Raw genomic sequence first — 23,909 nt, forward strand, 5'->3', positions numbered from 1 at the left:
CACAATGGCGGATGTTGCTTGTGTTAATCCGCCCTGCGAAAACCGGTTTTGTCGGTCGGGTTAGCGTGAGCGGCACCCGACAAAACGCTACCCCAGTTGCTGAATCGCTTTCTCCAGCGCCTGGCGAAGCAGGTGCCGGTCATGGCGGTAACGAATATCGTGCGCCTCAAGCGGCTCCTGAATCACCACGCGATCGGTGATTTCAGACACATCAATTTGTGGGCCAACAACTACCGCATCAATAATCCGCTTCCCAACACGTTGCTCCATAATGTCTAAGGTTTGCCCCAGCGTCAGGCTGGCTGCAGCAGTGCTAAGCTCTTTGCCGAGATTACCGATAAATACCACCGGCGCAGGCGTTCGGCGCAGCGCTTGATCCATATCCTCAAGCAGAAGCAGCGGCATCAGGCTTGTGTAAAAACTCCCCGGCCCAATCAAAATTAAATCCGCTTCGGCAATGGCCTGCACCGCTTCACGCGTGGCGTGCGCTTTAGGGTACAGCGACAGCTCCTGTGGCGGGGAAGAAAGCTGATCTATATTCACTTCCCCGTAGATAAAATGCCCGTCTGCATCGGTTGCCATCAGATCAACCGGCTGTTCAGACATCGGAATCAGAAACGCATCCACTTTAAGCAGGTTACGAATGAGATTGATAGCTTCTAAAGGCCGCACACTCAGATGGTCGAGGGCCTTTAACATCAAGTTTCCGAGGTTATGTCCAGAAAGTTCGCCGTTACCTCCAAAACGATACTCAAACATGGCAGAAGCAACGCTTTGTTCGGTAATTAACTGATTTAAGCAGTTGCGCATATCGCCCCAGGCAATCCCCCCTTCGGAGCGTCGAATGCGCCCCGTAGAACCGCCGTTATCGGTGGTGGTCACAATGCCGGTTAAACGTGAACCCAAAGAGGAGAGGGATGACATGACCCTGCCCAGACCGTGCCCGCCGCCAAGGGCGACCACCCGGTCCAAATCCGCAAACGTACGATTGCGCATAACTATTCCTTATGACGAACTATCGAAATAAGGTAGCGCAAAAGATCTTAAAATACGATTCAGCCATGGAGGTTAATGATGTATATCAAAGCAAAAGTTCGCTTTTCGCGTAGTCTGTGGCGAAATTGAGCAATTAGTTCGTTATGTATATATTTATATAACGAAAGCTGCTATGGCGAATAACTTCTCCACGCGCTACTATCGCTTTAACACACACTAAGCCTCTGGACCTAAGTCGCAAGATACGGTGCTTTGGCCGTGACCCTGAGTCACCAGGGTGCAGAAAGAAATGCCTGCACCTCCCGTATTTGGAAGGTGTACATGGCTACTCAACTTACCGATGCTTTCGCACGGAAGTTTTTTTATCTGCGTCTGTCTATTACCGATGTTTGCAACTTCCGTTGCAATTATTGCCTCCCTGACGGCTACAAGCCTCACGGCGTGGCAAATAAAAGTTTCCTCAACGTCGATGAAATTCGCCGTGTTACGCGCGCCTTTGCTGCCCTCGGCACGGAAAAAGTGCGCCTGACGGGGGGCGAACCCTCCCTGCGCAAAGACTTTACTGACATCATCGCTGCCGTGCGTGAAAATCCGGGTATTCGCCAGCTTGCCGTTACCACTAACGGTTATCGCCTTGCGCGTGATATCCAGCAGTGGCGCGATGCCGGTCTTACGGCGGTGAACGTCAGCGTCGATAGCCTAGATGCACGCCAGTTCCACGCCATTACCGGCCAGGATAAATTCCGCCAGGTGATGGAGGGGATTGATGCCACTTTTGCCGCGGGTTTTGAACGCGTAAAAGTGAATACCGTGCTAATGCGCGGGGTAAATAGCCACGAGCTCGATACCTTCCTTGCATGGATTAAACCCCGCCCCATTCAACTGCGTTTTATTGAACTGATGGAAACCGGCGACGGCGGCGATCTGTTCCGTAAACATCACATTTCCGGCAAAACCATTCGCGACCAACTTCTGGCGCGCGGCTGGATTCACCAGATTCGCAGCCGCAGCGATGGCCCGGCTCAGGTCTTCTGCCACCCGGACTACCAGGGCGAAATCGGCCTGATCATGCCGTATGAGAAAGATTTCTGTGCCAGCTGCAACCGCCTGCGCGTCTCGTCTGTCGGTAACCTGCATTTATGCTTATTTGGTGAGCAGGGGATTTCACTGCGCGATCTGCTGGCCGATGACGGGCAAATCGATGCGCTTGAAGCCCGCATTGCCGAGGCGTTAACGCACAAAAAGCAGACCCATTTCCTGCATGACGGTGACACCGGCATCACTCAGAATCTGTCCTACATCGGCGGATAAAAGTGGCGGGTAAACCCCAAAAAACGCGTAAACCAGATAAAAAAGCCAGATAAAAAAGGAAGAGACCAATGAGCCAGGTGAGTAGCGAATTTATCCCGGTACATATTGCCATTCTGACTGTTTCCAGCCGTCGCGGTGAAGAAGATGATACATCAGGACATTATCTGCGCGATGCCGCAACAGATGCGGGTCACAAAGTGGTCGCTAAAGCGATTGTGAAAGAGAACCGCTACGCAATTCGCGCTCAGGTTTCCCAGTGGATTGCAGACGATGAAGTTCAGGTTGTGCTGATTAACGGCGGAACAGGTTTTACCGACGGTGACCAGGCCCCAGAAGCACTGCTCCCGCTGTTTGATCGCGAAATCGAAGGTTTTGGCGAAGTGTTCCGCATGCTCTCTTTTGAAGAGATCGGCACTTCAACGCTGCAATCGCGCGCGGTGGCGGGTATCGCCAACCGTACGCTGATTTTCGCTATGCCCGGTTCGCCGAAAGCCTGCCATACCGCATGGGACAATATTATTCAGCCGCAGCTTGATGCTCGCGTGCGCCCGTGTAATTTCCACCCTCATCTCAAGAAATAGACTATGTCGCAACTGACCCATATTAATGCGCACGGCGAAGCGCACATGGTTGATGTCTCCGCCAAGGCCGAAACCGTACGCGAAGCGCGTGCGGAAGCGTTTATCACGATGGAAGCTGCCACGCTTGCCAAGATTATTGAAGGCAGCCATCACAAAGGTGATGTGTTCGCCACCGCACGTATTGCCGGTATCCAGGCCGCGAAACGCACCTGGGATTTAATTCCGCTTTGCCATCCGCTGATGCTCAGTAAAGTCGAAGTCAACCTGGTTGCTCAGCCCGAGCATAATCGTGTGCGCATTGAATCCGTCTGCCGCCTGACCAGTAAAACCGGAGTGGAAATGGAAGCATTAACCGCCGCATCGGTTGCCGCGTTAACCATCTATGACATGTGTAAAGCAGTACAAAAAGACATGGTAATTGGCCCCGTGCGACTGCTGGCGAAAAGCGGCGGCAAGTCGGGAGATTTTAAGGTGGAAAGCCATGATTAATGTCCTTTTCTTCGCGCAGGTGCGTGAGCTTATTGATTGCGACCGCCTGCAACTGGATGCCACTTTTAGTGACGTTGAGCAACTGCGCCAGCACCTCGCCGCGAAAAGCGACCGTTGGGCACTGGCGTTAGAATCCGGTAAGCTTTTGGCGGCGGTAAACCAAACCCTGGTGAGTTTTGACCATCCGCTTAACGAGGGCGACGAAGTGGCGTTCTTCCCGCCGGTGACGGGGGGCTGAAATGGAAAACACACGAATCCGCGTAAGCCATGAAAACTTTAACGTTGGCGATGAATACCAGTGGCTTGCGCAGTGCGATGAAGACGGAGCCGTGGTGACGTTTACCGGCAAAGTACGCAATCACAATCTGGGCGATAGCGTCAGCGCGTTAACGCTTGAGCACTATCCGGGGATGACTGAAAAAGCCCTCGCGGAAATCATCGACGAAGCACGTCTTCGCTGGCCGCTGCAACGGGTGAGCGTTATTCATCGCATTGGCGAATTATGGCCTGGGGATGAGATCGTTTTCGTCGGGGTGACCGGGGCGCATCGTAATTCTGCGTTCGAATCCGCACAATTCATCATGGATTATCTGAAAACGCGAGCCCCGTTCTGGAAGCGCGAAGCCACGCCAGAAGGGGATCGCTGGGTAGAAGCGCGGGATACGGATAAGCAGGCGGCAAAACGCTGGTAACAGGCACCTCGGTGTAGTTGTGTTAATCTTAAACATGGTGGGCCTTAAAGCCTGAAGTTCAGTTAACGTAATTCACTAAAGGAAGCATCATGGATCGATTCCCACGTTCCAATGACACCATTGTGCAGCAGGCCCGTACTGGCTTGCAGGCATATATGGCACAAGTATACGGCTGGATGACCTGCGGCCTGTTGCTGACGGCATTTGTTGCCTGGTATGCCGCGAATACCCCAGCGGTAATGGAATTCGTCTTTTCCAGCAAAATCACATTCTTTGGGTTGATCATCGTCCAGTTAGGGCTGGTGTTTGTGCTTTCCGGTATGGTGCATAAGCTCAGCGCAGGCATGGCAACCAGCTTGTTCATGCTCTATTCCGCCTTAACGGGCCTGACGCTTTCCAGTATTTTCATCGTTTACACCTATTCTTCGATTGCCAGTACTTTTGTCGTCGCAGGCGGGATGTTTGGTGCGATGAGCCTTTACGGCTACACCACCAAGCGCGACCTGAGCGGTTTTGGCAACATGCTGTTTATGGCGCTGATCGGCATCGTGTTGGCTTCGCTGGTGAACATGTGGCTGAAAAGCACCGCGCTGATGTGGGCGGTGACTTATATCGGCGTGATCGTGTTTGTTGGTCTGACGGCCTACGATACCCAGAAGCTGAAAAACATTGGCGAGCAAATTGATACTCGCGATACGCAAACCATGCGCAAGTACTCGATTCTTGGCGCACTGACGCTGTATCTCGACTTCATCAACCTGTTCCTGATGCTGCTGCGTATTTTCGGCAATCGTCGTTAATTATTGAGGGGGCGGGTGGCGCTTGCGCTCACCCGATCTAACCAAGAAGGTGGATAAGCGGAACGCGCTATCCACCTTCTTGTTTACAAACTCCTCTCCATCTTCTCTTCGTTCTTTACCCGCATCTTTTTCGCCCGGCTTTCCAGCCACAAATAACAAACAATCGCCAATAGCAGCGGAGCGATAAAGTAGAGCATACGGTAAGCCAGAAGTGCGGCGATGATTGTGCCGTTGCTGACATGTTCGCCTGCCAGCAGGGCAATAAACACCGCTTCCAGCACGCCAATTCCGGCGGGAATATGCACAATAACCCCCGCAATACTGCTGACCAAAAGCACGCCTAAAACGAAGAAATAATTGACCTGCTGGCCCAGCAGCAGCCAGATTATTGCGCCCATTACCATCCAGTTAGCGCTGGAAATCACCATCTGCATCAGCGCAAATTTGAACGACGGCAGCACCAGGCGCTGGCCTTTGATCGTCATATGGCGATGCTTTGCAAATGCACAAAACCACAGGTAGACCGCAATAATTGCCAACAACACGATGCCTAAAATCCGCAGCGTTGTTTCGTCGATATACCAGTGAGCCGGGAGCTGCACTACGCCCACGGTAAAAATCACGCCAGCGAGCAAAATATAGCCGAGCCAGTTGGTCGAAATGCTTAACGAGAAAATGCGCGTTATGGTGGCGCTTGGCAGGCCAAGGCGGGAATAAAGCCGATAGCGCATACCGATCCCGCCGACCCAGGTGCTCAGCGTTAAGTTGAAGGCATAACAGATAAACGACACCAGCATGACCTGCCGTTTCGCCAGTTTATGCCCGCAGTAAGAGCGCGCCAGCAGATCGTAACAGCCATAAATCAGGTAGCTTAGGATCACCAGCCCAACCGCGCTAAACAAAGCGATGCGGTTGTAATTTCGAATCACCTCCCAGACTTCTTCCCAGTTTACTTTTGTGGCATACACCACCAACAGCACGATGACGGCGATGAAAAACAGCCAGGTGAGAATTTTTTTCGCTTTGCGCCATTTTGGGTGCGAGTGTGACATCAGAGTTTGACCCCCTGATTATCCGCTTCGACCCGATCCTGCGTTTCAATATGCGGTTGCGCAGGAGGCATCACCTGCGAAAGACGTGGGGTATGCGCGGGTAACCAGCCCACCATCGCCGGGAAGTGACGCAAGAAGTGGAACGCCAGAACGCTTTTTCCCAGGTTCCACCAGGTTCGTTTGGGCAGCATCGACTCAACAACAGGGTGGCAATCTTTGGCAATCAGCCCGGTCAAATTTGCGCGCAAAGTGTCATTGAAAGTGCGGTCATAAATAATCAGGTTCGCTTCCAGATTGAGAGACAAACTCAGCGGATCAAGATTACTGGAGCCGACGGTTGCCCAATGGTCGTCCATCAATGCGACTTTGCCGTGTAACGGGCGGCGATGGTATTCGTAAATTTTCACCCCCGAGCGCACTAAATAATTGTACAGCAGGCGTGCACCGACTTTAACAATCGGCATATCCGGCTCGCCCTGAACGATCAACTTAACGGAAACGCCGCGGCGAGACGCATTGCGCATCGCATGCAGCAAGCGATAACCGGGGAAGAAATAGGCGTTGGCGATAATCACTTCACGCTTCGCATTACTGAGCATTTTCAGGTAATAACGCTCGATGTCATCCCGATGCCTGTCGTTATCACGCCAGACGAACAAGGCTTGCGCTTCGCCAGGCGTCAGGTTTTCCTGCGCCTGGTTACGGCGGCGGTTCCACCAATGGCGTTTATTTTCCTGCCCCGGCAGGTTGGAAATCACATACTGATAAATATCATCCACCACCGGCCCTTCAACTTTGACCGAATAGTCCTGCTTGGCTTCCGGGCCGTAATCACTCATTTGTTCGGCGGAATAGTTAATGCCGCCGACAAACGCCACTTCGCCGTCCACCACTACAATTTTGCGGTGCATACGGCGGAATAAATTTGTACGCATGCCAAACACCAGCGGGCGGGGATCGTAATAGCGGAACATCACGCCTGCGGTAGTCAGTTGGCTAACAAATTCATCGCTTAAATCCGGCGAACCGTAGCCATCAAGCAGCACTTCTATACTAACGCCGCGACGCGCAGCATTTAGCAGTACTTCGTGTAACTGCCGCCCCACGTTATCTTCAAACCAGATAAATGTTTCGAGCAGCACTTTGCTGCGTGCCTTCTCAATAGCTTTAAACACCGCAGGGAAGAATTGGTCACCGTTTTCGAGCAATTCAATCCGGTTCCCGTCGCGCCAGTTATTTTTCATATATGAATCTCCACCGCTAATGGCGCATGGTCTGAAAGGTGGCGCCAGTGCCGCAACGGCAAAGCCGTTGGAGCCGAGGCAGACGCATTTTTCACATAAATTCTGTCAAGGCGAAGCAGCGGGAAACGAGCAGGGAAGGTACGTGCCGGGCGGCCCATTGCGCGGGTAAAAACTTCATCTAAACCCGTCTGTTTTAACTGCCGATTCACGCGTTGCTGCCAGTCATTAAAATCACCGGCGACGATCACAGGCTCGCCTTCCGGTAATTCATTGACCAACTGGCAGAGCATATTGAGCTGCGCCTGACGGTGAGCATCTCGCAGGCCAAGATGCACGCATATCACGTGCACGCGGATACCTTTACCCGGCGGATTCATCTGGCAATAAAGCATGCCTCGCTTTTCGTGGCCCTCTACGGAAATATCGCGGTTTTCATAATGGCTGATAGGGAAGCGGGACAGCACCGCATTCCCGTGATGCCCTTCGGGATAAACCGCGTTACGGCCATAGGCGAAATCGCTCCACATGGTGTCGGCGAGAAATTCGTAGTGGCTGGTATCAGGCCAGTTTTCCACATGCAGCGGATGCACTTCATGAGCGCCCATGACCTCCTGCAAACAGACAATATCGGCGGAAGTCGCGCGGACTGCATCGCGTAACTCCGGCAAAATAAAACGCCTGTTGAGGGCGGTAAAACCTTTGTGTGTATTAATTGTGAGCACTTTAAAGGATAAGTGCTGAGCATTGTTACCCATGCTTCTCCCGGCATTGTTAACATCCTAATGAAAATAAAGTGTAGTCTCTGTCACAAATAGGTGCTGGGTTACGGAATTTTCCGCATACTGCGGTACTCTGAAAGACAGAAATTAGTGGCCAGGAGAGAAATAATGAAATGGCAACAACGTGTACAAGTGACAACAGGCCTTAGCTGCTGGCAAATTATGCTGCACCTTTTGGTGGTCTGTGCGCTGCTCGTTGGCTGGAAAACTGCCACCCTTATCCCGGTTGGAATTGGGCTGTGCGCGCTGTATATCGCAACAGTTGTTTTGATGTTCATTCTGCAACGCGTTCATACCGGGCGTTTACGCGATATTGGCGATTTTCTGGAAGAGCTGACCACCACCTGGTATTTCGGCAACGCAATGATTGCGCTGTGGCTGTTATCCCGCGTTATCGATAATAAATTTTTACTGGCAGGCGCAGGGCTTGCAATGATTGCAGGCCCGATAATCTATTCACTGTTTGCCAAAGATAAAACCTCAGGCGATTTTGCGCCGAAACATCCAATACGCCGCTGAACCCGTGGTGGCCGCTATCACCAATAGTGGCCACACACTTCCCCACACAATATCGAAACTCGCGTTCTTCAAATAAATCTGCTTGGTGATGTCGGTGAAATGGCGAATCGGGTTTGCCCATGTCAGATTTTGCAGCCACACTGGCATGTTTTCTACCGGTGAGACATAGCCCGAGAGCAATATCGCGGGCATCATAAAGACAAACACCCCGATAAACGCCTGCTGTTGCGTGGAACACAGCGCCGAAATCAGTAACCCAAACCCCACCAGCGACAAACCGTAAATCAGCATCGTGAAGTAGAACAGCAGTAGCGAGCCGGAAAACGGAATGTGATAACCCCAAATCCCGACGGCAAGCACAATGGTTGCCTGGCCGATAGCCACAATCTGCGCGGGCACCGCTTTACCCACGAAGATTTGCCAGGTTGCCAGCGGGGAAACCAGCAGTTGATCCAGCGTGCCTTGCTCACGTTCGCGGGCGACGGAAAGTGAAGTGACAATCATCACGCCAATAGTGGTGATCATCGCAATTAAAGACGGCACCACAAACCATTTGTAGTCCAGATTTGGGTTATACCAGTTGCGTACCACCAGTTCGCTGTTGTTGGGTTTTGGTTGCCCGGACACCAGTTCCTGCTGGTAGTTTTTCACGATCTGCTGAAGATAATTGGCGGCGATTTGTGCGCTGTTCGAGTTACGCCCGTCCAGAATAATTTGCAGTTTTGCCGGCTGCTGGCTGGCAATATCCCGGGAAAAATCTGCCGGGAAGCGAATCAGCAGCAGCGCTTTTTGGTTGTCGATAGTCGGCTGAATTTCTTGCGGGCTTTTTAATAGCAGCACATGGCTGAAAGCTTTGGCGCGGGCAAAACGCTGGGTGAGTTCCACCGAGTGGCTGCCGTTATCTTCGTTGTAAATCGCAATGGTGGCGTTGGTGACTTCAAGCGTTGCCGCGAACGGGAACAGCAACACCTGCAATACCACGGGCAAAATCAGAATCGCACGGGTTTGCGGCTCGCGAAGCAGGGATTGCAGCTCTTTGCGAATCAGTGTCCAGAGTCGATAAAACATAGCCTTCCCTTAATCAAGACGACGTTTGGTTTTCAGCGCCGTCAGGCCGATAAACATCACCGCCGAGGCAATCAAAAACAAAGTGTTGATCACAAGCACGGTCGTAATATTCCCCGCCAGAAACAGGCTTTGCAGCGTGCTGACGAAATAACGCGCCGGAATAATATAAGTCACCGCGCGGATAATCGCGGGCATGCTGTCAATCTGGAAGATAAATCCGGACAGCATAATCGACGGCAAGAACGCCGCATTCAGCGCCACCTGGGCGGCATTAAACTGGTTGCGGGTAATCGTTGAAATCAGCAGCCCCATACCGAGCGTGCTGAGTAAAAACAGGCTGGTGATAAAGAATAAAATCAGCAGCGAACCGCGATAGGGCACGCCGAGAATAAACACCGACACCAGCATACACAGCAGCATCGCCAGCATGCCCAATACGTAATAGGGCAGCAGCTTACACAGCAGCAGTTCGGTGCGCGTCACCTGCGTGGAGAGCAGCGCTTCCATGGTGCCGCGCTCCCACTCGCGGGCGACCACAAGCGAGGTCAGAATCGCACCGATCACCGTCATGATAATGGTCACGGCACCGGGAATAATAAAATGCTGGCTGATGGCGGCGGGGTTAAACCAGTACCGTAGCTGCACGTCGATTAATGGCTCAAATTTTTCGCCCCGGTCTTCCGCCCGCTGTTGCTGCCAGATTTGCCAGATCCCCTCCATGTAACCCTGCACAAAGTTGGCGGTATTCGGCTCGCTGCCGTCGGTAATGACCTGCACGGGTGCCGTCGCTCCGGCTCGCGCCATGTTTTGTGCAAAATCTGAGGGGATCACCACCAGGCCGCGAATTTTCCCCGCCTGCATTAACTGAATCAGATGCTGGCGGTTATCGCTGATGGTTGGGTCAATGTAAGGCGAGGCGGTAATCGTGTGGGCGAAATCCAGCGCCTCTTCGCTTTGCTGTTCCAGCAACACGCCCACGCGCAGGCGGCTGGAGTCGAGGTTAATGCCATACCCAAAAATAAACAGCAGCAGCAGGGGGATCACCACGGCAATCAGCCAACTGCTTGGGTCGCGCACAATCTGGCGTGTTTCTTTCACGCACAGGGCGCGCATGCGCCGCCACGAGACGGCCTGGTTATGTTCGCTCATGCTCGTGTTCCTTATCCCATTGATGAATCAGCGTGATAAAAGCCTGCTCCATCGTCGGGTCGGTTTGTTTGTCGTCGGCCGCCTGCTCTTTCAGGTCGTCCGGCGTGCCGCTGGCGATGAGTTTGCCGCGATACACCAGCCCAATGCGGTCGCAGTATTCCGCTTCATCCATAAAGTGCGTGGTCACCATAACGGTCACGCCTTTTTCCACCATGCTATTAATGTGCAGCCAAAATTCACGGCGCGTAATCGGGTCAACGCCGGAAGTCGGTTCATCAAGAAAGAGAATATCGGGCTCGTGCATTAGCGAGCAGGCCAGCGCCAGGCGCTGCTTAAACCCGAGCGGCAGCGCGTCTGTGGCACTGTTCATAATCGGTTGCAGGTTAAAGGCTTCGCTCATGCGGTTAATTTTCTCGTCCTGTGCTTTGCCGCGCAGGCCGTAGACGCCGGAGAAAAATCGCAGGTTTTGCGCCACGGTCAGGTTGCCGTAGAGCGAAAATTTTTGCGCCATATAACCCAGATGCTGACGCGCTTTGCCTGAACTGGTTTTTAAGTCCATATCCAGCACTAACGCTTTACCGGACGTGGGCACCAGTAATCCACACATCATTTTAAACGTGGTGGATTTACCCGCGCCGTTTGGCCCTAGTAGGCCAAAAATCTCCCCGCGCTGGACGGTAAAATTAACGTTGTCGGTTGCCGCGAAATCGCCAAATTTTTTGGTCAACGCTTCGGCTCTGATAACCGTTTCGCCTTGCGTGCCTTCAACGGTATGCAGAATTTTCCCCAGAGGAGATTCTTGCGTAGCCGCGCCCCCCAGCAGATCGATAAACGCATCTTCAAAGCGGGGTTCAGTCTGTGCGAGGCTTTCTTGCGGCACATTGAGCGCGTGCGCGAGATCTTCAACCGACGACGCTTTGGCGAGGATCAGGCGCACCGAACGCCCCTGAATCACGCCGTCGCTCACCTGCGGTAATTTCAGCGCCCGTTGCAGCAGCTTGCGGTTATTTTCATCATTGTGGCTCACCAGCAGCGAGCGGCCCGCCATTTGCTGAGTCAGCTCTTTTGGTGCGCCTTGATATAACAGCTCGCCCTCGTTCAGCAGCAGCACGTCGCGGCACTGCTCGGCTTCGTCGAGATATGAGGTGCTCCAGAGAATCAGCATGCCGTCACCGGCCAGCTCATGCACCATTTGCCACAGCTCGCGGCGTGAAATCGGGTCAACGCCGACGCCCGGTTCATCAAGCAACAAGACTTTGGGTTGACCGACCAGGGTGCAGGCGAGACCGAGTTTTTGTTTCATCCCGCCGGATAGTTTCCCTGCAAGGCGCGTGGTAAACGGGCCGAGAGCGGTAAATTCCAGCAGCCGCTTAAAGGTGGCTTCGCGCTCGGCCCCTGTGACGCTGCGTAAATCGGCGTACAGCGTCAGGTTTTCCATCACCGTTAAATCTTCATACAGGCCAAATTTTTGCGGCATGTATCCCAGAACGGCGTGTAAAGCCCGATCGTCTTCCACCGGATCGAGGCCAATGACGTTTGCCGATCCTTCGGTGGGTTTCAGCAATCCCGCCAGCATACGCATTAGCGTGGTTTTCCCCGCGCCATCCGGGCCAACCAGCCCCGTCACCGCCCCGGTACGAATCTCACAATCAAGACTCGCCACCGCCGGTTTTTCCTGGCCTGGAAACTGTTTCATTAGCCCTTGCAGGCGAATGATGCCTTCCTGGCTATTCATGTGATTTCTCATCATTGAATTTCACGGTGACAGGCATCCCCTGGCGCAACGCGTCGTCGGCATCGGTCACGATAATGCGCAGGCGGTAAACCAAATCGGTACGCAAATCAGGCGTTTCAACGGTTTTCGGGGTGAATTCCGCCGTTGGCGAGACAAAACCAATTTTGCCGTGATAGGCCTTATCCGGGCGACCATCGGTATAAACCAGCAGCTCAGTGCCCGGTTTCGCCTGGTTGAGGCTCACTTCACTGACGTAAGCGCGCACCCAAACCGGGCGCGTCAGGGAGAGAGTAAGTACGGTGCTGCCGGCGTTTAGCATGCTGCCGGGCTCCACGGCGCGGGTCAGTAACGTGCCATCTGACGGGGCAACCAGCGTGGTGTCCTGCAAATCTAACTGCGCCTGGGCAAGCTGGGCTTTTGCCTGTTGCAGACTTGCTTGCGCCTGGGCTATTTCCTGCGGGCGGTTACCGGTACGGTACTGGCTGAGTTTATCCCGCGCGGCTTTAAGCGTCGCTTTGGCCTGATCGCTGGATGAACGGGCATTTTCCAGTTCGTTAGCGGAAATCACGCGTCTGGCCCATAAACCTTGCTGGCGCTGATAGAAATTCTGCGCGTAATCGAATGCTGCCTGCGCCTGATTAACCTGGGCGGCGGCCTGGGCGATCTCTTCGTCACGATAACCGGCAATCACCAGGTCAAATTTGGCCTGCGCCGCAGCCACGTTTGCCTGAGCCTGAAGCAGAGCGTTTTGATAAGGGCCTTGATCCAACTCACCCAGCGTTTCACCGGCTTTAATGGCATCGCCTTCATCCACCTGCAAGGCCGCAAGCCGCCCTCCCACGCGGAAGCTCAAATTCACGGTGCGAATGTCGACGTTGCCATACAGCGTCAGACCCTGATCTTGCTTATTTTCGTACCACACCCAGCCCGCAATGCCTGCGGCGATGAGCGCGATAACGGCTACGATAACTATCGGCTTTTTACTTTTCATTGCCGGATTTTCCTCGTTCACTCGATAAGCCCTGCAAAATGAAATCGATATGGCTGCGCACCACATCGCTGATTTGCTGAACATTTTCTTTATCAAACGTTGCCCACCCGGCGCGAAGCAGAATGGTTTCTCGCCCGAGGCGGAAAGCCAACACCTGCCCGAGCAATGCGTGGGTATGAAGAATGGTGGCGGTATCATCCGGCGGGCTGCCGGTATAACACCCAACCAGACTGGTGAGATGCGCGTGCATCGGGGCAATCACCTGGTCGTGAATAAGCTGGTAAGCCGGGGTGGGGGAGAGCTGTTCGCGAGAAATAAATTTGCTGAGGTTTAGCGTTTCGTCAGCCGTCAGCAGGATAATCATGTGCTCGCAGGCGGTATGAATGAGTTCGCGAATCTTCGCTTTATCAGGCGGTTGCTGGTTAAGAATCGCCTCGGCGTGTTCGACATGAGGCTTAAAATTATGCGTGATGAAATCGGCGATCCACTGTGCGCAGGCCATATATAGCTCTTCTTTTGAGCCAAAATAGTAGGTAATAGCCGCAATGTTTTGACCGGCGAGGGCGGCGATGTCGCGGGTAGTGGCGTGCAATCCGTACTCGCCAAATTGTGCAAGAGCGGCAGCAATAAGCGTATTTTTTGCCTGTTCACCGCGGGATGTGACCGGTGTCGGTGTTGCGTTCATACCGACCTCATAGAAAGTTAATCAATCGATTGATTAAGAGTAGGCGCGATATTTATTGCTGTCCAGTACGCATATTTATCTGACGAATGCTTCAAAAAATAGAATTTGTGCGCAAAGTCACAAAACCTGTTACACTGCGCCGCTTACGGCACCGTGGTTTGTGCCCCTCTCTCGCGCCAGAATGACTGGCGTCATATGAACCCCTGGAAACTACACCGCACCTCGCGGTCAGGGCGATTCTGGAGTACCTATGTCTTTTGATTCTCTCGGCCTGAACGCCGATATTCTGCGTGCAGTGGAAGAGCAGGGCTATCGTGAGCCTACCCCTATTCAACGTCAGGCGATTCCGGTTGTTTTAAGCGGTCGCGACCTGATGGCCAGTGCCCAAACCGGTACCGGCAAAACCGCAGGCTTTACCTTGCCGCTGTTACAGCGCCTGGTAGACAAACAGCCGCATGCTAAAGGTCGCCGCCCGGTGCGCGCGCTGATCCTGACGCCAACCCGTGAGCTGGCTGCTCAGATTGGCGAAAACGTGCGTGACTACAGCAAATATTTAGATATCCGCTCGCTGGTGGTTTTCGGCGGCGTGAGCATTAACCCGCAGATGATGAGACTGCGTAGCGGTGTGGATGTGCTGGTGGCAACCCCTGGCCGTCTGTTAGATCTGGAACACCAGAACGCCGTGAAACTCGATCAGGTGGAAATCCTGGTGCTGGATGAAGCTGACCGCATGCTGGACATGGGCTTTATTCACGATATCCGTCGCGTGCTGGCAAAACTGCCTGCCCGTCGCCAGAACCTGCTGTTCTCCGCAACGTTCTCCGATGATATTAAAGGCCTGGCTGAAAAGCTGCTGCATAACCCGGAAGAAGTCTCTGTTGCGCGTCGTAATACCGCTTCTGAGCAAGTGACTCAGCACGTTCATTTCGTTGATAAGAAACGTAAAAGAGAACTGCTGTCGCAGATGATTGGCGAAGGTAACTGGCAGCAGGTACTGGTCTTTACCCGTACCAAACACGGTGCGAACCACCTGGCAGAACAGTTGGGTAAAGACGGCATCACCGCCGCCGCTATCCACGGCAACAAGAGCCAGGGCGCGCGTACTCGTGCATTGGCTGACTTCAAAAGTGGCGGCATTCGTGTGCTGGTCGCAACGGACATCGCGGCGCGTGGTCTTGATATCGAAGAGTTACCGCACGTCGTGAACTACGAACTGCCTAACGTACCGGAAGATTACGTGCACCGTATTGGCCGTACTGGCCGTGCGGCAGCAACCGGTGAAGCGCTGTCTCTGGTTTGTGTTGATGAACACAAACTGCTGCGTGACATCGAGCGTCTGCTGAAGCGCGAAGTGCCGCGTATGGCACTGCCTGGGTATGAAGTCGATCCGTCTATTCCTGCTGAACCGATTGTTAACGGTCGTCAACAGCAGCGTGGCGGTGGCCGTGGTAACGGTGGCGGTCAAGGCCAACGTCGTGGTGGCAACGGCGGCGCATCTTCTGATCGCAGCAGTGCACCGCGTCGCCCGTCACGTCCACAGGGTGATGGCGCGGCAAAACCGGCCGGTGCGAATGGGCGTCGTCGTCCAGCGCGTAAGCCTGCGGCTACTAACTAATATCAGACCCCCTCCCAGCCTCCCCCTTACCAGGTGGAGGAGTTAACGGCTCTCTGGGGTGGTTTTAGAGCAAATAAAGAGGTGCTAACATAGCGCCTCTTTTTTTTATCGGAAAACGTTATGCGCGTGCTACTCGCACCAATGGAAGGGGTTCTCGACTCTCTGGTTCGTGAACTGCTTTCTGAGGTCAACGACTACGACTTGTGTATCACCGAATTTTTACGCGTGGTCGATCAGCTTTTGCCGGTAAAATCTTTCCATAAAATCTGCCCTGAACTGCTGCATAACAGCCGCACGCCGTCCGGGACGCTGGTTCGCATACAACTTCTTGGGCAGTATCCGCAGTGGCTGGCAGAAAACGCCGCGCGTGCGGTAGAACTCGGCTCCTGGGGGGTTGATCTCAACTGCGGCTGCCCGTCGAAACTGGTGAACGGCAGCGGCGGTGGGGCCACACTCCTGAAAGATCCTGACCTGATTTACCGGGGAGCCAAAGCGATGCGCGAAGCGGTGCCCGCCCATTTGCCGGTAACGGTTAAAATTCGCCTCGGTTGGGACAGCGATTCTCGCCAGTTTGAAATTGCCGATGCGGTGCAACAGGCCGGAGCCAGCGAACTGGTGGTACATGGGCGCACTAAAGAAGATGGCTATAAAGCCGAGCGCATCAACTGGGCGGCGATTGGTGAAATCCGTAAACGCCTGTCGATTCCGGTGATTGCCAACGGGGAAATCTGGGACTGGCAAAGCGCTCAGGAGTGCATGGTAGCTACGGGCTGCGATTCCGTGATGATTGGCCGTGGCGCACTTAACGTACCGAATTTAAGCCGCGTGATTAAATACAACGAGCCGCGTATGCCCTGGGCGGACGTCATCAAACTGCTGCAAAAATACAGCCAGCTCGAAAAGCAGGGCGACACCGGTATGTATCACGTTGCGCGTATCAAACAGTGGTTGGGTTATTTACGTAAAGAATATATTGAGGCCACGGATGTATTCAGCGAAATCCGTACATTGAAAACCTCGAAAGATATTGCATTGGCGATTCAGCGCTTATAGTTCAATGGCTCCGGGCAAAATAGCGCCCGGACATCAACGGATAGTATTCTATTAATTAGCGTTAATTATTTGTTTAATGAATATATGGCTGTTATCTGCCAGGATATTTGAATTGCATTTTTTTAAGATGTAAATCACACATCGTAATATTAATCCCGATCGCCTGTGGATCATTAATAAATACAGTGTTAACTTGCGAACCGTTGATAACAGGATTGTGACTGTCTAACAGGCAAAACCTAATCATCTGATGCTAAAGACTTGCGTCAGGTGATTAGGTTTTTTTTTGCTTTTTATGTATCGCTGAACGTATTCAGCGATACATGTGACCGCCTGTATTCAATAAAAAATAGGTAACGACTGCCGTAATAATATTTTATCGCACCTATAAATTTCTCCAGAAATGCAGATAATAACAATGACAGGATGTTTATTATGCTTATACACAAAAAATCTATACCTCTATTAATGTTAATGGCGGGGTGCAGTTTTATACCGCCCGCCAGCGCGCTGGATTATTCAACGGGCGGGTTTCTGGAAGATAGCCATCTGGATCTCACACTACAGAACGTCTGGATGCTAAATACCACCGATCAGCGTGCTGACCAGGATGTCGGTGACCAAAACGCATGGGCTCAGGCGATGCATGTAAACTGGCAAAGCGGATGGCTGTGGGACAGCGTGGGTCTGGATGCCTCATGGTATGGCGTGGAAAAACTCTATGCCAACGATGCCTTTTACGGCCGAGATCTGGTGCGTGATAACAACGGACACGCAGAGGGCTTTAACAAGGTCGGGCAGCTTTATGGTAAAGGGCGCTGGGGGGATAAAACCAGGCATCTCAATCTGTGGGCTGGCTGGAAGGAGATGTATAAGTTCGGCACCCTAACTTCTTCCCGTAGCCGCGCAACGCCGAGCACATGGGAAGGCATAAGCTCAGAAGCGGTTTGGGATGACTTCACCCTGCGCGGGGGCATTGTGACTCGTTTTTCTGAACGTGACGAGCCTGAGAAACGGCGCTTCATCACGCTCAGCAGCCAGCAGGAGATTGATTATATTGCCACCGGTGATGCGAGTTGGTCCCCCGCGAAGGGCACTAAAATTACTTATGTTGTGGGTGAGGCCAAAGATTATCTGTTACGCCACGGTATCGAGGCGAATGCCAGTTGGCCCCTTTCGGATAAATTTAATTTATTAACCAAAGGGGTATTTTATTACAACCGAGGTTTAAGCGACTGGGAGGGTAACCGCGCCTTTAACGACGATGCGAAACATCTCTATCTGCAATTAGGTTATCAATACGAAGGTTCTGAGTCGGGTATCGGCTGGTCAAAAACTAAAGCGCCGCTGGATAACGGGCTGGGGTATTTCTATTGGCACTTTGGTAAAAATACCCGTGGGGCATTTAATAGCCCGGCAGATGGCGAAGGCAACGACTATATCAATGACGGCGAGCAGATGATCTATTTATACAGTCAGTATAAATTCTCCCCTGAATTTATGGCGGGTATTTATGGCAACTATGGATTTGGGATGGAGTACCAGGATGTTTCCCTGAAAGAGTGGGAATATGGTGGGTATTTCTTATGGTCACCGGAAATGATTAAAGGATTCACTATTTTTGCAGGCGCTGGGCCAAGTTATACATGGAAATTAACCAGTAAGAGTACCCCATCGTTAACAGAGGATAACCGTACTTTCCACCGGGCAAAGGGCATCGGTGCTGCGGTACGCGTGGAATATAAATTTAATGTGTTCTGATGAATAACCAGGGAATTAAAACAATGAAAAAATCGCTTCTCGTTTTGCTGATGCTTCCTGTGCTGAGCGGTATTGCTTATAGCGCAGTGCGCCCAATGCGAATTCTGATCGTTAATGACGATGGCTGCGAATCGGTGGGCACTACCTCGCTTCAGGAAAAGCTCGCCGCTAAGGGCTATGACGTCTGGATGGTTGCCCCCGCGACTAACCAAAGCGGGGTAGGGTCCGCCATCACCTTCAAGCCGAATAAAATTTTTGATGTGAAAAAGATAGCGGAAAAGCGCTATTGCTTCCCCGGCACACCTGCGGATTCTGTTGATTTTGGTCTGCTCGGGTTAATGAAAAATAACCCGCCAGATTTAGTGATTTCCGGTGTGAATGACGGGCCAAATACCGGCGCCGCGCAGCTCAATTCCGGAACGGTTTCTGCCGCAGCACGCGCAGTCCGCTATGGCCACCCGGCCATTGCCGCGAGTATTGGCTACATCTTCACTGAAGAAGAGATGAAGGCGAAATGGCCATCTACACATCAGTACTGGCCTGACGCGGTAGATTATGTGGTAAGTCTGGTCGGCCAACTTGGCGCGGCCTGGCAACCAGGAAAACCGCTGCTGCCTGTGGGGTCGGGGCTAAGTATCAACTATCCGCCGCTTGCGAAAAAAGCTATTCACGGGGTAAAAATCGTCAAAAATGAACCGCATCCGGCACCGCAAATTGCCTGGAAAATCCTGGAGGAGGGTAAAGCGCAGCAGTTGATGAGCGCAGATGCGCTGAAGCCGGTGGTGACTGATACCGATACTGGCTGGCTGAATAAAGGCTATATCACCTGGACGCCTTTTGATGGCCAATGGAATGCGCCAGAGTATGACAAACAATACCAGCGCCTGGTTGTTTCTCAGGGTAAAGGGTGAGAGTTAAGTCGAGATCTGCATCACGATTTTTCTACCGGTGGGTTGTGGAGTAGGGCGAAGCTGGTACATTCATCGGATTGGATTGTCACTGCGTATGCAGGCAAAACCTGATTATCTGGCTCCGGTCGGAAGTCAGGTTTTTTTGTTTCTGGGGTACTGATGAAAATCGCCAAAATACTCAATAACAACGTAGTGGTGATTCTGGACGAGCACGGGCGTGAGCAAGTGGTGATGGGACGCGGTCTGGGGTTTCAGAAACATATCGGTGAGCCGCTTGAACAGGACAAAATCGAAAAGGTTTTCGCCCTGAAAAGTGACGAACTGGTGGCGCGTTTAGGGGAATTACTGAGCCAGATCCCGCTGGAAGTGATGACCACCTGCGATCGCATTATCGAGCTTTCGCGCCAGCGTCTGGGCAAGTTGCAAGACAGCCTCTACATTACGCTGACCGACCACTGCCATTTTGCTATCGAACGGCAAAAGAAAGGGGTGGCGATTCGTAACGTGCTGTTATGGGAAATTAAGCGCCTCTACCCCAAAGAGTTTTTGCTCGGTGAGGAAGCGCTGGCCATCATAGAAAAACGGCTGCACATTCAACTGGCAGAAGATGAAGCGGGATTTATCGCACTGCATCTGGTGACGGCTCAGTTGAACAGTGAAATGCCTGAAGTGATGCACGTGACCCGTGTGATGCAAGAAATTTTGCAGATTGTGAAGTACCAGCTACGCTTTGAATATGACGAAGATAGTCTGAGTTATCAGCGTTTTGTCACGCATCTGAAGTTTTTTGCGCAACGCATGCTGAGCCGCAATGTAGTCGCAGACGATGACGCAACGCTGCATGCGGCGGTAAAAGATAATTACCCACACGCCTGGCGCTGTGCTGAAAAAATTAGCCGCCATCTTGTGACCGAGTATCAGCGTGAATTGACCACAGAAGAAATTATGTTCCTCGCGATTCATATTGAGCGGGTGCGTAAAGAGAGCCTTAAAGTTTAATCACCGCGCGTCGAAAGGCGGGCGATAAAAACGGATTGTTACTGCTTCGGCAGGCAAAACCTGAGAACGGGTTTCCCATAACGGGAAGTCGGTCTCAGGTTTTTTTTTGATTCTTACTCAGACATAGATACCGAAAGGTGAAAGGAAAGAAGATGGGATATCAAGACGTTGCAAGAGATATTCTGACCCATGTCGGTGGGCGAGAGAATATTGCAAGCCTGGTCCACTGCGCCACACGGCTGCGCTTCAAACTCAAAGACCCGAAGCAGGCCAATGCTGAGGCGCTGAAAAGGAACCCCGGCGTGATTATGGTGGTGGAAAGCGGCGGGCAGTTTCAGGTAGTTATCGGCAATCACGTGCATGATGTTTACAACGCCGTGTGTGCCGAAGCGGGCATTACGGAAGATAACGCGCAATCCTCGCAAGAAACGAGCGAAAAAGTCAGCCTGCTTAGCCGCCTGATTGATATTGTTTCGGCGGTATTCACTCCGTTTATCGGCGTAATGGCGGCCTCCGGTATTCTCAAAGGTTTGCTGGCGGTGGCGGTGGTCTTCGGCTGGCTTGCTACAGATAGCGGCACCTACAAACTCTGGTTTGCGGCGAGCGACGCGCTGTTTTACTTCTTCCCGCTGGTGCTCGGTTATACCGCCGGTAAGAAATTTGGCGGCAACCCATTTATTACCATGGCGATTGGCGGGGCGTTAACGCACCCGGTGGTAATGCAGGCGCTGGACGCCAGCAGCAAGGCGGGGGCGGCAAGCGAATATTTCCTGGGCATTCCTATCACGTTTATCAACTACAGCTCCTCGGTTATCCCAATTATTTTCGCCGCCTGGGTGAGCTGCTGGGTAGAAAAACACAGTAACAAATTGCTCCCTTCTGCGGTGCGTAACTTCTTTACGCCGCTGTTTTGCCTGGCAATTACCGTCCCGCTGACATTTCTGCTGATTGGCCCGGCGGCGACCTGGCTGAGCCATATGTTGGCCCTTGGTTATCAGGCGATTTATGCCTTTGCGCCGTGGCTCGCGGGTGCCGTTATGGGGGCGATTTGGCAGGTCTGCGTCATTTTTGGCCTGCACTGGGGCCTGGTGCCGCTAATGATTAACAATTTGTCGGTATTTGGACACGACACACTGTTACCGCTGCTGCTTCCGGCGATTATGGGGCAGGTGGGCGCGTGTCTGGGCGTGTTCCTGCGTACCCGCGATACGCGTCTGAAAATGCTGGCGGGATCGGCGGTCAGCGCCGGAATCTTTGGTATTACCGAGCCTGCGGTTTATGGCGTCACGCTACCTAACCGTCGCCCGTTTATTTTCGGCTGCGTAGCTGGGGCGATTGGCGGGGCGATTGTTGGGTTCAGCCACAGCAATGTCTATTCGTTTGGCTTCGCTAACATCTTTACCATCGCGCAGATGATTCCTCCGGGTGGAATAGATGCCAGCGTTTGGGGGGCGGTCATCGGCACGCTTATCGCGCTGGTGCTGTCTTGCGTACTGACCTGTATTGCCGGATTACCGCGCAGCGAAACCGAGATGCCGGAAATGGCTAAAGTACAAGAAAATGAAATTCTGGCGCCGATGAGCGGAACGGTTCTGGCGATGAATCAGGTTCCTGATTCCACGTTTGCAAGCGGCTTGTTAGGTGAGGGCGCGGCAATCATTCCCCTCACCGGGAAAGTTATCGCACCGTTTTATGGTGAAGTGGCTTCGCTGTTCCAGACGCGCCATGCCATTGGCTTACTCAGCGATAGCGGTATCGAAATGTTGATTCATATCGGGATTGATACCGTAAAACTGGACGGGCAATTCTTCACCGCCCACGTGAAAGTCGGGGACAAAATTAAGCCGGGCGATCTGCTGATCGAGTTTGATCGCCAGGCCATTCTGGATGCGGGTTACGATCTGGCAACGCCCGTGATTATCAGCAATAGCGACGATTACACCGCCGTTAAGCGTATGACAAATAAACTTTCAGTTGATTCGGGTATGCCGTTCCTGACGGTAAGCCGCTAAATAAAGGAGAAGTAGATGAAAGCATTTCCTGAGACGTTTCTATGGGGCGGCGCGATTGCTGCAAATCAGGTTGAAGGTGCATGGCAGGAAGACGGGAAAGGGATTTCAACATCCGACGTTCAACCCCATGGCGTATTTGGTGACGTAGTGGAGCGCAAATCGGGCGATTTTGGCATTAAAGATGTCGCCATTGATTTCTACCACCGTTACCCGGAAGACATCGCGCTGTTTGCGGAAATGGGATTTAGCTGCCTACGGGTTTCTATCGCCTGGACGCGTATCTTCCCGAATGGCGATGAAATGCAGCCTAACGAAGCGGGCCTTGCCTATTACGACCGTCTGTTTGATGAACTCGCAAAGCATAACATCACGCCGATGGTGACGCTGTCTCACTACGAAATGCCGTGGGGACTGGTCAAAAACTACGGCGGCTGGGGCAGCCGTGACGTCATCACTTTCTTTGAACGCTACGCTCGCAGCGTGTTTACGCGCTTTAAGAATAAAGTGAAATTGTGGCTGACGTTTAATGAAATCAATATGTCGCTGCATGCGCCGATGACGGGCGTGGGGCTTTCTGAGGACAGCAGCAAAGCCGAAATTTACCAGGCGATTCACCATCAACTGGTGGCGAGTGCGCTGGCGGTCAAAGCCTGCCACGAAATCATCCCGGATGCGCGAATCGGCAATATGTTGCTGGGCGGGCTGATGTATCCCCTGAGCTGCAAGCCGGAAGATGTGCTCGAAACCTTGCAAGAAAACCGTCACTGGCTGTTCTTTGGCGACGTGCAATGCCGGGGTGAATATCCGGGCTATATGCTGCGCTATTTCCGCGACAACGATATTAAGCTGGAAATTTCCGACAGCGACCGCGAAGCGCTGAAAGCGACCATCGACTTTATCTCGTTCAGCTATTACATGTCTGGCTGCGTCACCGCAGATGAAGAACTGAATGCCAAAGCACGCGGCAATATTTTGAATATGGTACCCAATCCGCATCTGGCAAGCTCCGAATGGGGCTGGCAAATTGACCCAATCGGCCTGCGTATTCTGCTTAACATGCTGTGGGATCGTTATCAAAAGCCACTGTTTATTGTTGAAAATGGGTTAGGCGCGAAGGATAAACTGGAGGCGGACGGCACGGTGCATGATGACTACCGCATCAGCTATCTTAACGATCACTTAGTGCAGGTTGGCGAAGCGATTGAAGATGGCGTCGACGTGCTGGGCTACACCAGTTGGGGGCCGATTGATCTCGTGAGTGCCTCGAAAGCGGAGCTCTCTAAGCGTTACGGCTTTATTTATGTCGATCGCGATGACCAGGGCAACGGAACACTGGCGCGTTCTCGTAAGAAAAGTTTCAACTGGTATAAGGAAGTGATTGGCAGTAATGGGGCGAGTTTGAAGCGCTGAGTTTTTATTAGCTCGTAGACCCCCACCCAGCCTCCCCCTTGCCAGGAGGAGAGGCTT

Annotated in this window: 23 protein-coding genes and 1 riboswitch; of the genes, 14 read left to right on the plus strand and 9 right to left on the minus strand. The window is 52.7% G+C overall.

Annotated features, from left to right (window positions below):
- Positions 1-87: 87 nt before the first annotated feature.
- Positions 88-996, minus strand: coding sequence for a uridine diphosphate-N-acetylglucosamine-binding protein YvcK (gene yvcK / locus AB1E22_RS15855; protein WP_367596192.1), 909 nt, complete (start codon positions 994-996; stop codon positions 88-90).
- Between the two features lie 205 nt (positions 997-1,201).
- A riboswitch (molybdenum cofactor riboswitch) is annotated at positions 1,202-1,330 on the plus strand.
- Here yvcK and moaA point away from each other — a divergent pair.
- The 6 genes from moaA (at position 1,318) to AB1E22_RS15885 (ending at position 4,869) form a co-directional block, all read left to right on the plus strand.
- Complete coding sequence (gene moaA, locus AB1E22_RS15860) at positions 1,318-2,307, plus strand: GTP 3',8-cyclase MoaA (RefSeq protein WP_367596193.1); 990 nt, start codon at positions 1,318-1,320, stop codon at positions 2,305-2,307. It overlaps the preceding riboswitch by 13 nt.
- Positions 2,308-2,375: 68 nt before the next feature.
- Positions 2,376-2,888, plus strand: coding sequence for a molybdenum cofactor biosynthesis protein B (gene moaB / locus AB1E22_RS15865; RefSeq protein ID WP_367596194.1), 513 nt, complete (start codon positions 2,376-2,378; stop codon positions 2,886-2,888).
- Between the two features lie 3 nt (positions 2,889-2,891).
- The gene (moaC, locus tag AB1E22_RS15870; RefSeq protein ID WP_367596195.1) at positions 2,892-3,377 is read left to right on the plus strand and encodes a cyclic pyranopterin monophosphate synthase MoaC; all 486 of its coding nucleotides are present in this window, start codon (positions 2,892-2,894) and stop codon (positions 3,375-3,377) included.
- Positions 3,370-3,615 (plus strand): molybdopterin synthase sulfur carrier subunit, encoded by a 246-nt coding sequence (gene moaD, locus AB1E22_RS15875; protein ID WP_367596196.1) that lies wholly within the window; start codon positions 3,370-3,372, stop codon positions 3,613-3,615. The genes moaC and moaD overlap by 8 nt, the downstream gene beginning before the upstream one ends.
- A gap of 1 nt (position 3,616) precedes the next feature.
- Complete coding sequence (gene moaE / locus AB1E22_RS15880; RefSeq protein ID WP_367596197.1) at positions 3,617-4,069, plus strand: molybdopterin synthase catalytic subunit MoaE; 453 nt, start codon at positions 3,617-3,619, stop codon at positions 4,067-4,069.
- Between the two features lie 89 nt (positions 4,070-4,158).
- Positions 4,159-4,869 carry a Bax inhibitor-1/YccA family protein gene (locus tag AB1E22_RS15885; RefSeq protein WP_034456535.1) on the plus strand — a complete coding sequence of 237 codons (711 nt, stop codon included), beginning with the start codon at positions 4,159-4,161 and terminating at the stop codon, positions 4,867-4,869.
- 83 nt (positions 4,870-4,952) lie between these two features.
- Here AB1E22_RS15885 and AB1E22_RS15890 read toward each other — a convergent pair whose 3' ends face one another.
- The 3 genes from AB1E22_RS15890 to AB1E22_RS15900 are packed head-to-tail and all read right to left on the minus strand — an operon-like array spanning position 4,953 to position 7,920.
- Complete coding sequence (locus tag AB1E22_RS15890) at positions 4,953-5,921, minus strand: lysylphosphatidylglycerol synthase domain-containing protein (RefSeq protein WP_367596198.1); 969 nt, start codon at positions 5,919-5,921, stop codon at positions 4,953-4,955.
- Complete coding sequence (gene clsB / locus AB1E22_RS15895) at positions 5,921-7,165, minus strand: cardiolipin synthase ClsB (RefSeq protein ID WP_367596199.1); 1,245 nt, start codon at positions 7,163-7,165, stop codon at positions 5,921-5,923. The genes AB1E22_RS15890 and clsB overlap by 1 nt, the downstream gene beginning before the upstream one ends.
- Entirely contained in the window at positions 7,162-7,920 is a 759-nt protein-coding gene (locus AB1E22_RS15900) for an endonuclease/exonuclease/phosphatase family protein (protein ID WP_367596200.1), read from the minus strand. Before AB1E22_RS15900 ends, clsB begins: the two co-directional genes overlap by 4 nt.
- Before the next feature lie 132 nt (positions 7,921-8,052).
- Between AB1E22_RS15900 and AB1E22_RS15905 the strand changes: the two genes are divergently transcribed.
- Entirely contained in the window at positions 8,053-8,463 is a 411-nt protein-coding gene (locus AB1E22_RS15905; protein WP_367596201.1) for a YbhQ family protein, read from the plus strand.
- Here the strand turns inward: AB1E22_RS15905 and AB1E22_RS15910 are convergent.
- Genes AB1E22_RS15910 through cecR form a run of 5 tightly spaced genes read right to left on the minus strand, consistent with a single transcriptional unit; the run spans position 8,425 to position 14,091 of the window.
- Entirely contained in the window at positions 8,425-9,531 is a 1,107-nt protein-coding gene (locus AB1E22_RS15910) for an ABC transporter permease (RefSeq protein WP_367596202.1), read from the minus strand. The genes AB1E22_RS15905 and AB1E22_RS15910 overlap by 39 nt on opposite strands.
- Before the next feature lie 9 nt (positions 9,532-9,540).
- Positions 9,541-10,680: an ABC transporter permease gene (locus AB1E22_RS15915; RefSeq protein WP_367596203.1), complete on the minus strand. Its 1,140-nt coding sequence runs from the start codon at positions 10,678-10,680 to the stop codon at positions 9,541-9,543.
- Entirely contained in the window at positions 10,667-12,415 is a 1,749-nt protein-coding gene (locus tag AB1E22_RS15920) for an ATP-binding cassette domain-containing protein (RefSeq protein ID WP_367596205.1), read from the minus strand. Before AB1E22_RS15920 ends, AB1E22_RS15915 begins: the two co-directional genes overlap by 14 nt.
- On the minus strand, positions 12,408-13,406 hold the full coding sequence (gene hlyD / locus AB1E22_RS15925; RefSeq protein ID WP_367596206.1) for a secretion protein HlyD: 999 nt from the start codon (positions 13,404-13,406) through the stop codon (positions 12,408-12,410). The genes AB1E22_RS15920 and hlyD overlap by 8 nt, the downstream gene beginning before the upstream one ends.
- Positions 13,396-14,091, minus strand: a complete 696-nt coding sequence (gene cecR, locus AB1E22_RS15930) for a transcriptional regulator CecR (protein WP_367596207.1) — start codon at positions 14,089-14,091, stop codon at positions 13,396-13,398. Before cecR ends, hlyD begins: the two co-directional genes overlap by 11 nt.
- A gap of 250 nt (positions 14,092-14,341) precedes the next feature.
- Between cecR and rhlE the strand changes: the two genes are divergently transcribed.
- From rhlE to AB1E22_RS15965, 7 genes are all read left to right on the plus strand, one after another.
- Complete coding sequence (gene rhlE, locus AB1E22_RS15935) at positions 14,342-15,706, plus strand: ATP-dependent RNA helicase RhlE (RefSeq protein ID WP_367596208.1); 1,365 nt, start codon at positions 14,342-14,344, stop codon at positions 15,704-15,706.
- Positions 15,707-15,826: 120 nt separating this feature from the next.
- A complete protein-coding gene (gene dusC, locus AB1E22_RS15940; RefSeq protein ID WP_367596209.1) occupies positions 15,827-16,759 on the plus strand; it encodes a tRNA dihydrouridine(16) synthase DusC in 933 nt (310 codons plus the stop codon).
- Between the two features lie 435 nt (positions 16,760-17,194).
- Complete coding sequence (locus AB1E22_RS15945) at positions 17,195-18,520, plus strand: OprD family outer membrane porin (RefSeq protein WP_367596210.1); 1,326 nt, start codon at positions 17,195-17,197, stop codon at positions 18,518-18,520.
- Positions 18,521-18,543: 23 nt separating this feature from the next.
- Complete coding sequence (surE, locus tag AB1E22_RS15950; RefSeq protein ID WP_367596211.1) at positions 18,544-19,431, plus strand: 5'/3'-nucleotidase SurE; 888 nt, start codon at positions 18,544-18,546, stop codon at positions 19,429-19,431.
- Positions 19,432-19,590: 159 nt separating this feature from the next.
- Positions 19,591-20,430, plus strand: a complete 840-nt coding sequence (bglG, locus tag AB1E22_RS15955; protein WP_367596212.1) for a transcriptional antiterminator BglG — start codon at positions 19,591-19,593, stop codon at positions 20,428-20,430.
- A gap of 152 nt (positions 20,431-20,582) precedes the next feature.
- The gene (gene bglF / locus AB1E22_RS15960) at positions 20,583-22,442 is read left to right on the plus strand and encodes a PTS beta-glucoside transporter subunit IIABC (RefSeq protein ID WP_367596213.1); all 1,860 of its coding nucleotides are present in this window, start codon (positions 20,583-20,585) and stop codon (positions 22,440-22,442) included.
- A gap of 15 nt (positions 22,443-22,457) precedes the next feature.
- Positions 22,458-23,852, plus strand: a complete 1,395-nt coding sequence (locus AB1E22_RS15965; RefSeq protein ID WP_367596214.1) for a glycoside hydrolase family 1 protein — start codon at positions 22,458-22,460, stop codon at positions 23,850-23,852.
- The last annotated feature ends 57 nt before the right edge of the window (positions 23,853-23,909 follow it).

Origin of the sequence: Buttiauxella gaviniae, from assembly GCF_040786275.1 — a bacterium.
GTDB classification, from domain to species: domain Bacteria; phylum Pseudomonadota; class Gammaproteobacteria; order Enterobacterales; family Enterobacteriaceae; genus Buttiauxella; species Buttiauxella gaviniae_A.

Excerpts from the sequence above, each read along its gene's own strand:
- yvcK (WP_367596192.1), bottom strand. The coding sequence starts at position 996 with ATGCGCAATCGTACGTTTGCGGATTTGGACCGGGTGGTCGCCCTTGGC.
- moaA (WP_367596193.1), top strand. The coding sequence starts at position 1,318 with ATGGCTACTCAACTTACCGATGCTTTCGCACGGAAGTTTTTTTATCTG.
- moaB (WP_367596194.1), top strand. The coding sequence starts at position 2,376 with ATGAGCCAGGTGAGTAGCGAATTTATCCCGGTACATATTGCCATTCTG.
- moaC (WP_367596195.1), top strand. The coding sequence starts at position 2,892 with ATGTCGCAACTGACCCATATTAATGCGCACGGCGAAGCGCACATGGTT.
- moaD (WP_367596196.1), top strand. The coding sequence starts at position 3,370 with ATGATTAATGTCCTTTTCTTCGCGCAGGTGCGTGAGCTTATTGATTGC.
- moaE (WP_367596197.1), top strand. The coding sequence starts at position 3,617 with ATGGAAAACACACGAATCCGCGTAAGCCATGAAAACTTTAACGTTGGC.
- AB1E22_RS15885 (WP_034456535.1), top strand. The coding sequence starts at position 4,159 with ATGGATCGATTCCCACGTTCCAATGACACCATTGTGCAGCAGGCCCGT.
- AB1E22_RS15890 (WP_367596198.1), bottom strand. The coding sequence starts at position 5,921 with ATGTCACACTCGCACCCAAAATGGCGCAAAGCGAAAAAAATTCTCACC.
- clsB (WP_367596199.1), bottom strand. The coding sequence starts at position 7,165 with ATGAAAAATAACTGGCGCGACGGGAACCGGATTGAATTGCTCGAAAAC.
- AB1E22_RS15900 (WP_367596200.1), bottom strand. The coding sequence starts at position 7,920 with ATGGGTAACAATGCTCAGCACTTATCCTTTAAAGTGCTCACAATTAAT.
- AB1E22_RS15905 (WP_367596201.1), top strand. The coding sequence starts at position 8,053 with ATGAAATGGCAACAACGTGTACAAGTGACAACAGGCCTTAGCTGCTGG.
- AB1E22_RS15910 (WP_367596202.1), bottom strand. The coding sequence starts at position 9,531 with ATGTTTTATCGACTCTGGACACTGATTCGCAAAGAGCTGCAATCCCTG.
- AB1E22_RS15915 (WP_367596203.1), bottom strand. The coding sequence starts at position 10,680 with ATGAGCGAACATAACCAGGCCGTCTCGTGGCGGCGCATGCGCGCCCTG.
- AB1E22_RS15920 (WP_367596205.1), bottom strand. The coding sequence starts at position 12,415 with ATGAATAGCCAGGAAGGCATCATTCGCCTGCAAGGGCTAATGAAACAG.
- hlyD (WP_367596206.1), bottom strand. The coding sequence starts at position 13,406 with ATGAAAAGTAAAAAGCCGATAGTTATCGTAGCCGTTATCGCGCTCATC.
- cecR (WP_367596207.1), bottom strand. The coding sequence starts at position 14,091 with ATGAACGCAACACCGACACCGGTCACATCCCGCGGTGAACAGGCAAAA.
- rhlE (WP_367596208.1), top strand. The coding sequence starts at position 14,342 with ATGTCTTTTGATTCTCTCGGCCTGAACGCCGATATTCTGCGTGCAGTG.
- dusC (WP_367596209.1), top strand. The coding sequence starts at position 15,827 with ATGCGCGTGCTACTCGCACCAATGGAAGGGGTTCTCGACTCTCTGGTT.
- AB1E22_RS15945 (WP_367596210.1), top strand. The coding sequence starts at position 17,195 with ATGCTTATACACAAAAAATCTATACCTCTATTAATGTTAATGGCGGGG.
- surE (WP_367596211.1), top strand. The coding sequence starts at position 18,544 with ATGAAAAAATCGCTTCTCGTTTTGCTGATGCTTCCTGTGCTGAGCGGT.
- bglG (WP_367596212.1), top strand. The coding sequence starts at position 19,591 with ATGAAAATCGCCAAAATACTCAATAACAACGTAGTGGTGATTCTGGAC.
- bglF (WP_367596213.1), top strand. The coding sequence starts at position 20,583 with ATGGGATATCAAGACGTTGCAAGAGATATTCTGACCCATGTCGGTGGG.
- AB1E22_RS15965 (WP_367596214.1), top strand. The coding sequence starts at position 22,458 with ATGAAAGCATTTCCTGAGACGTTTCTATGGGGCGGCGCGATTGCTGCA.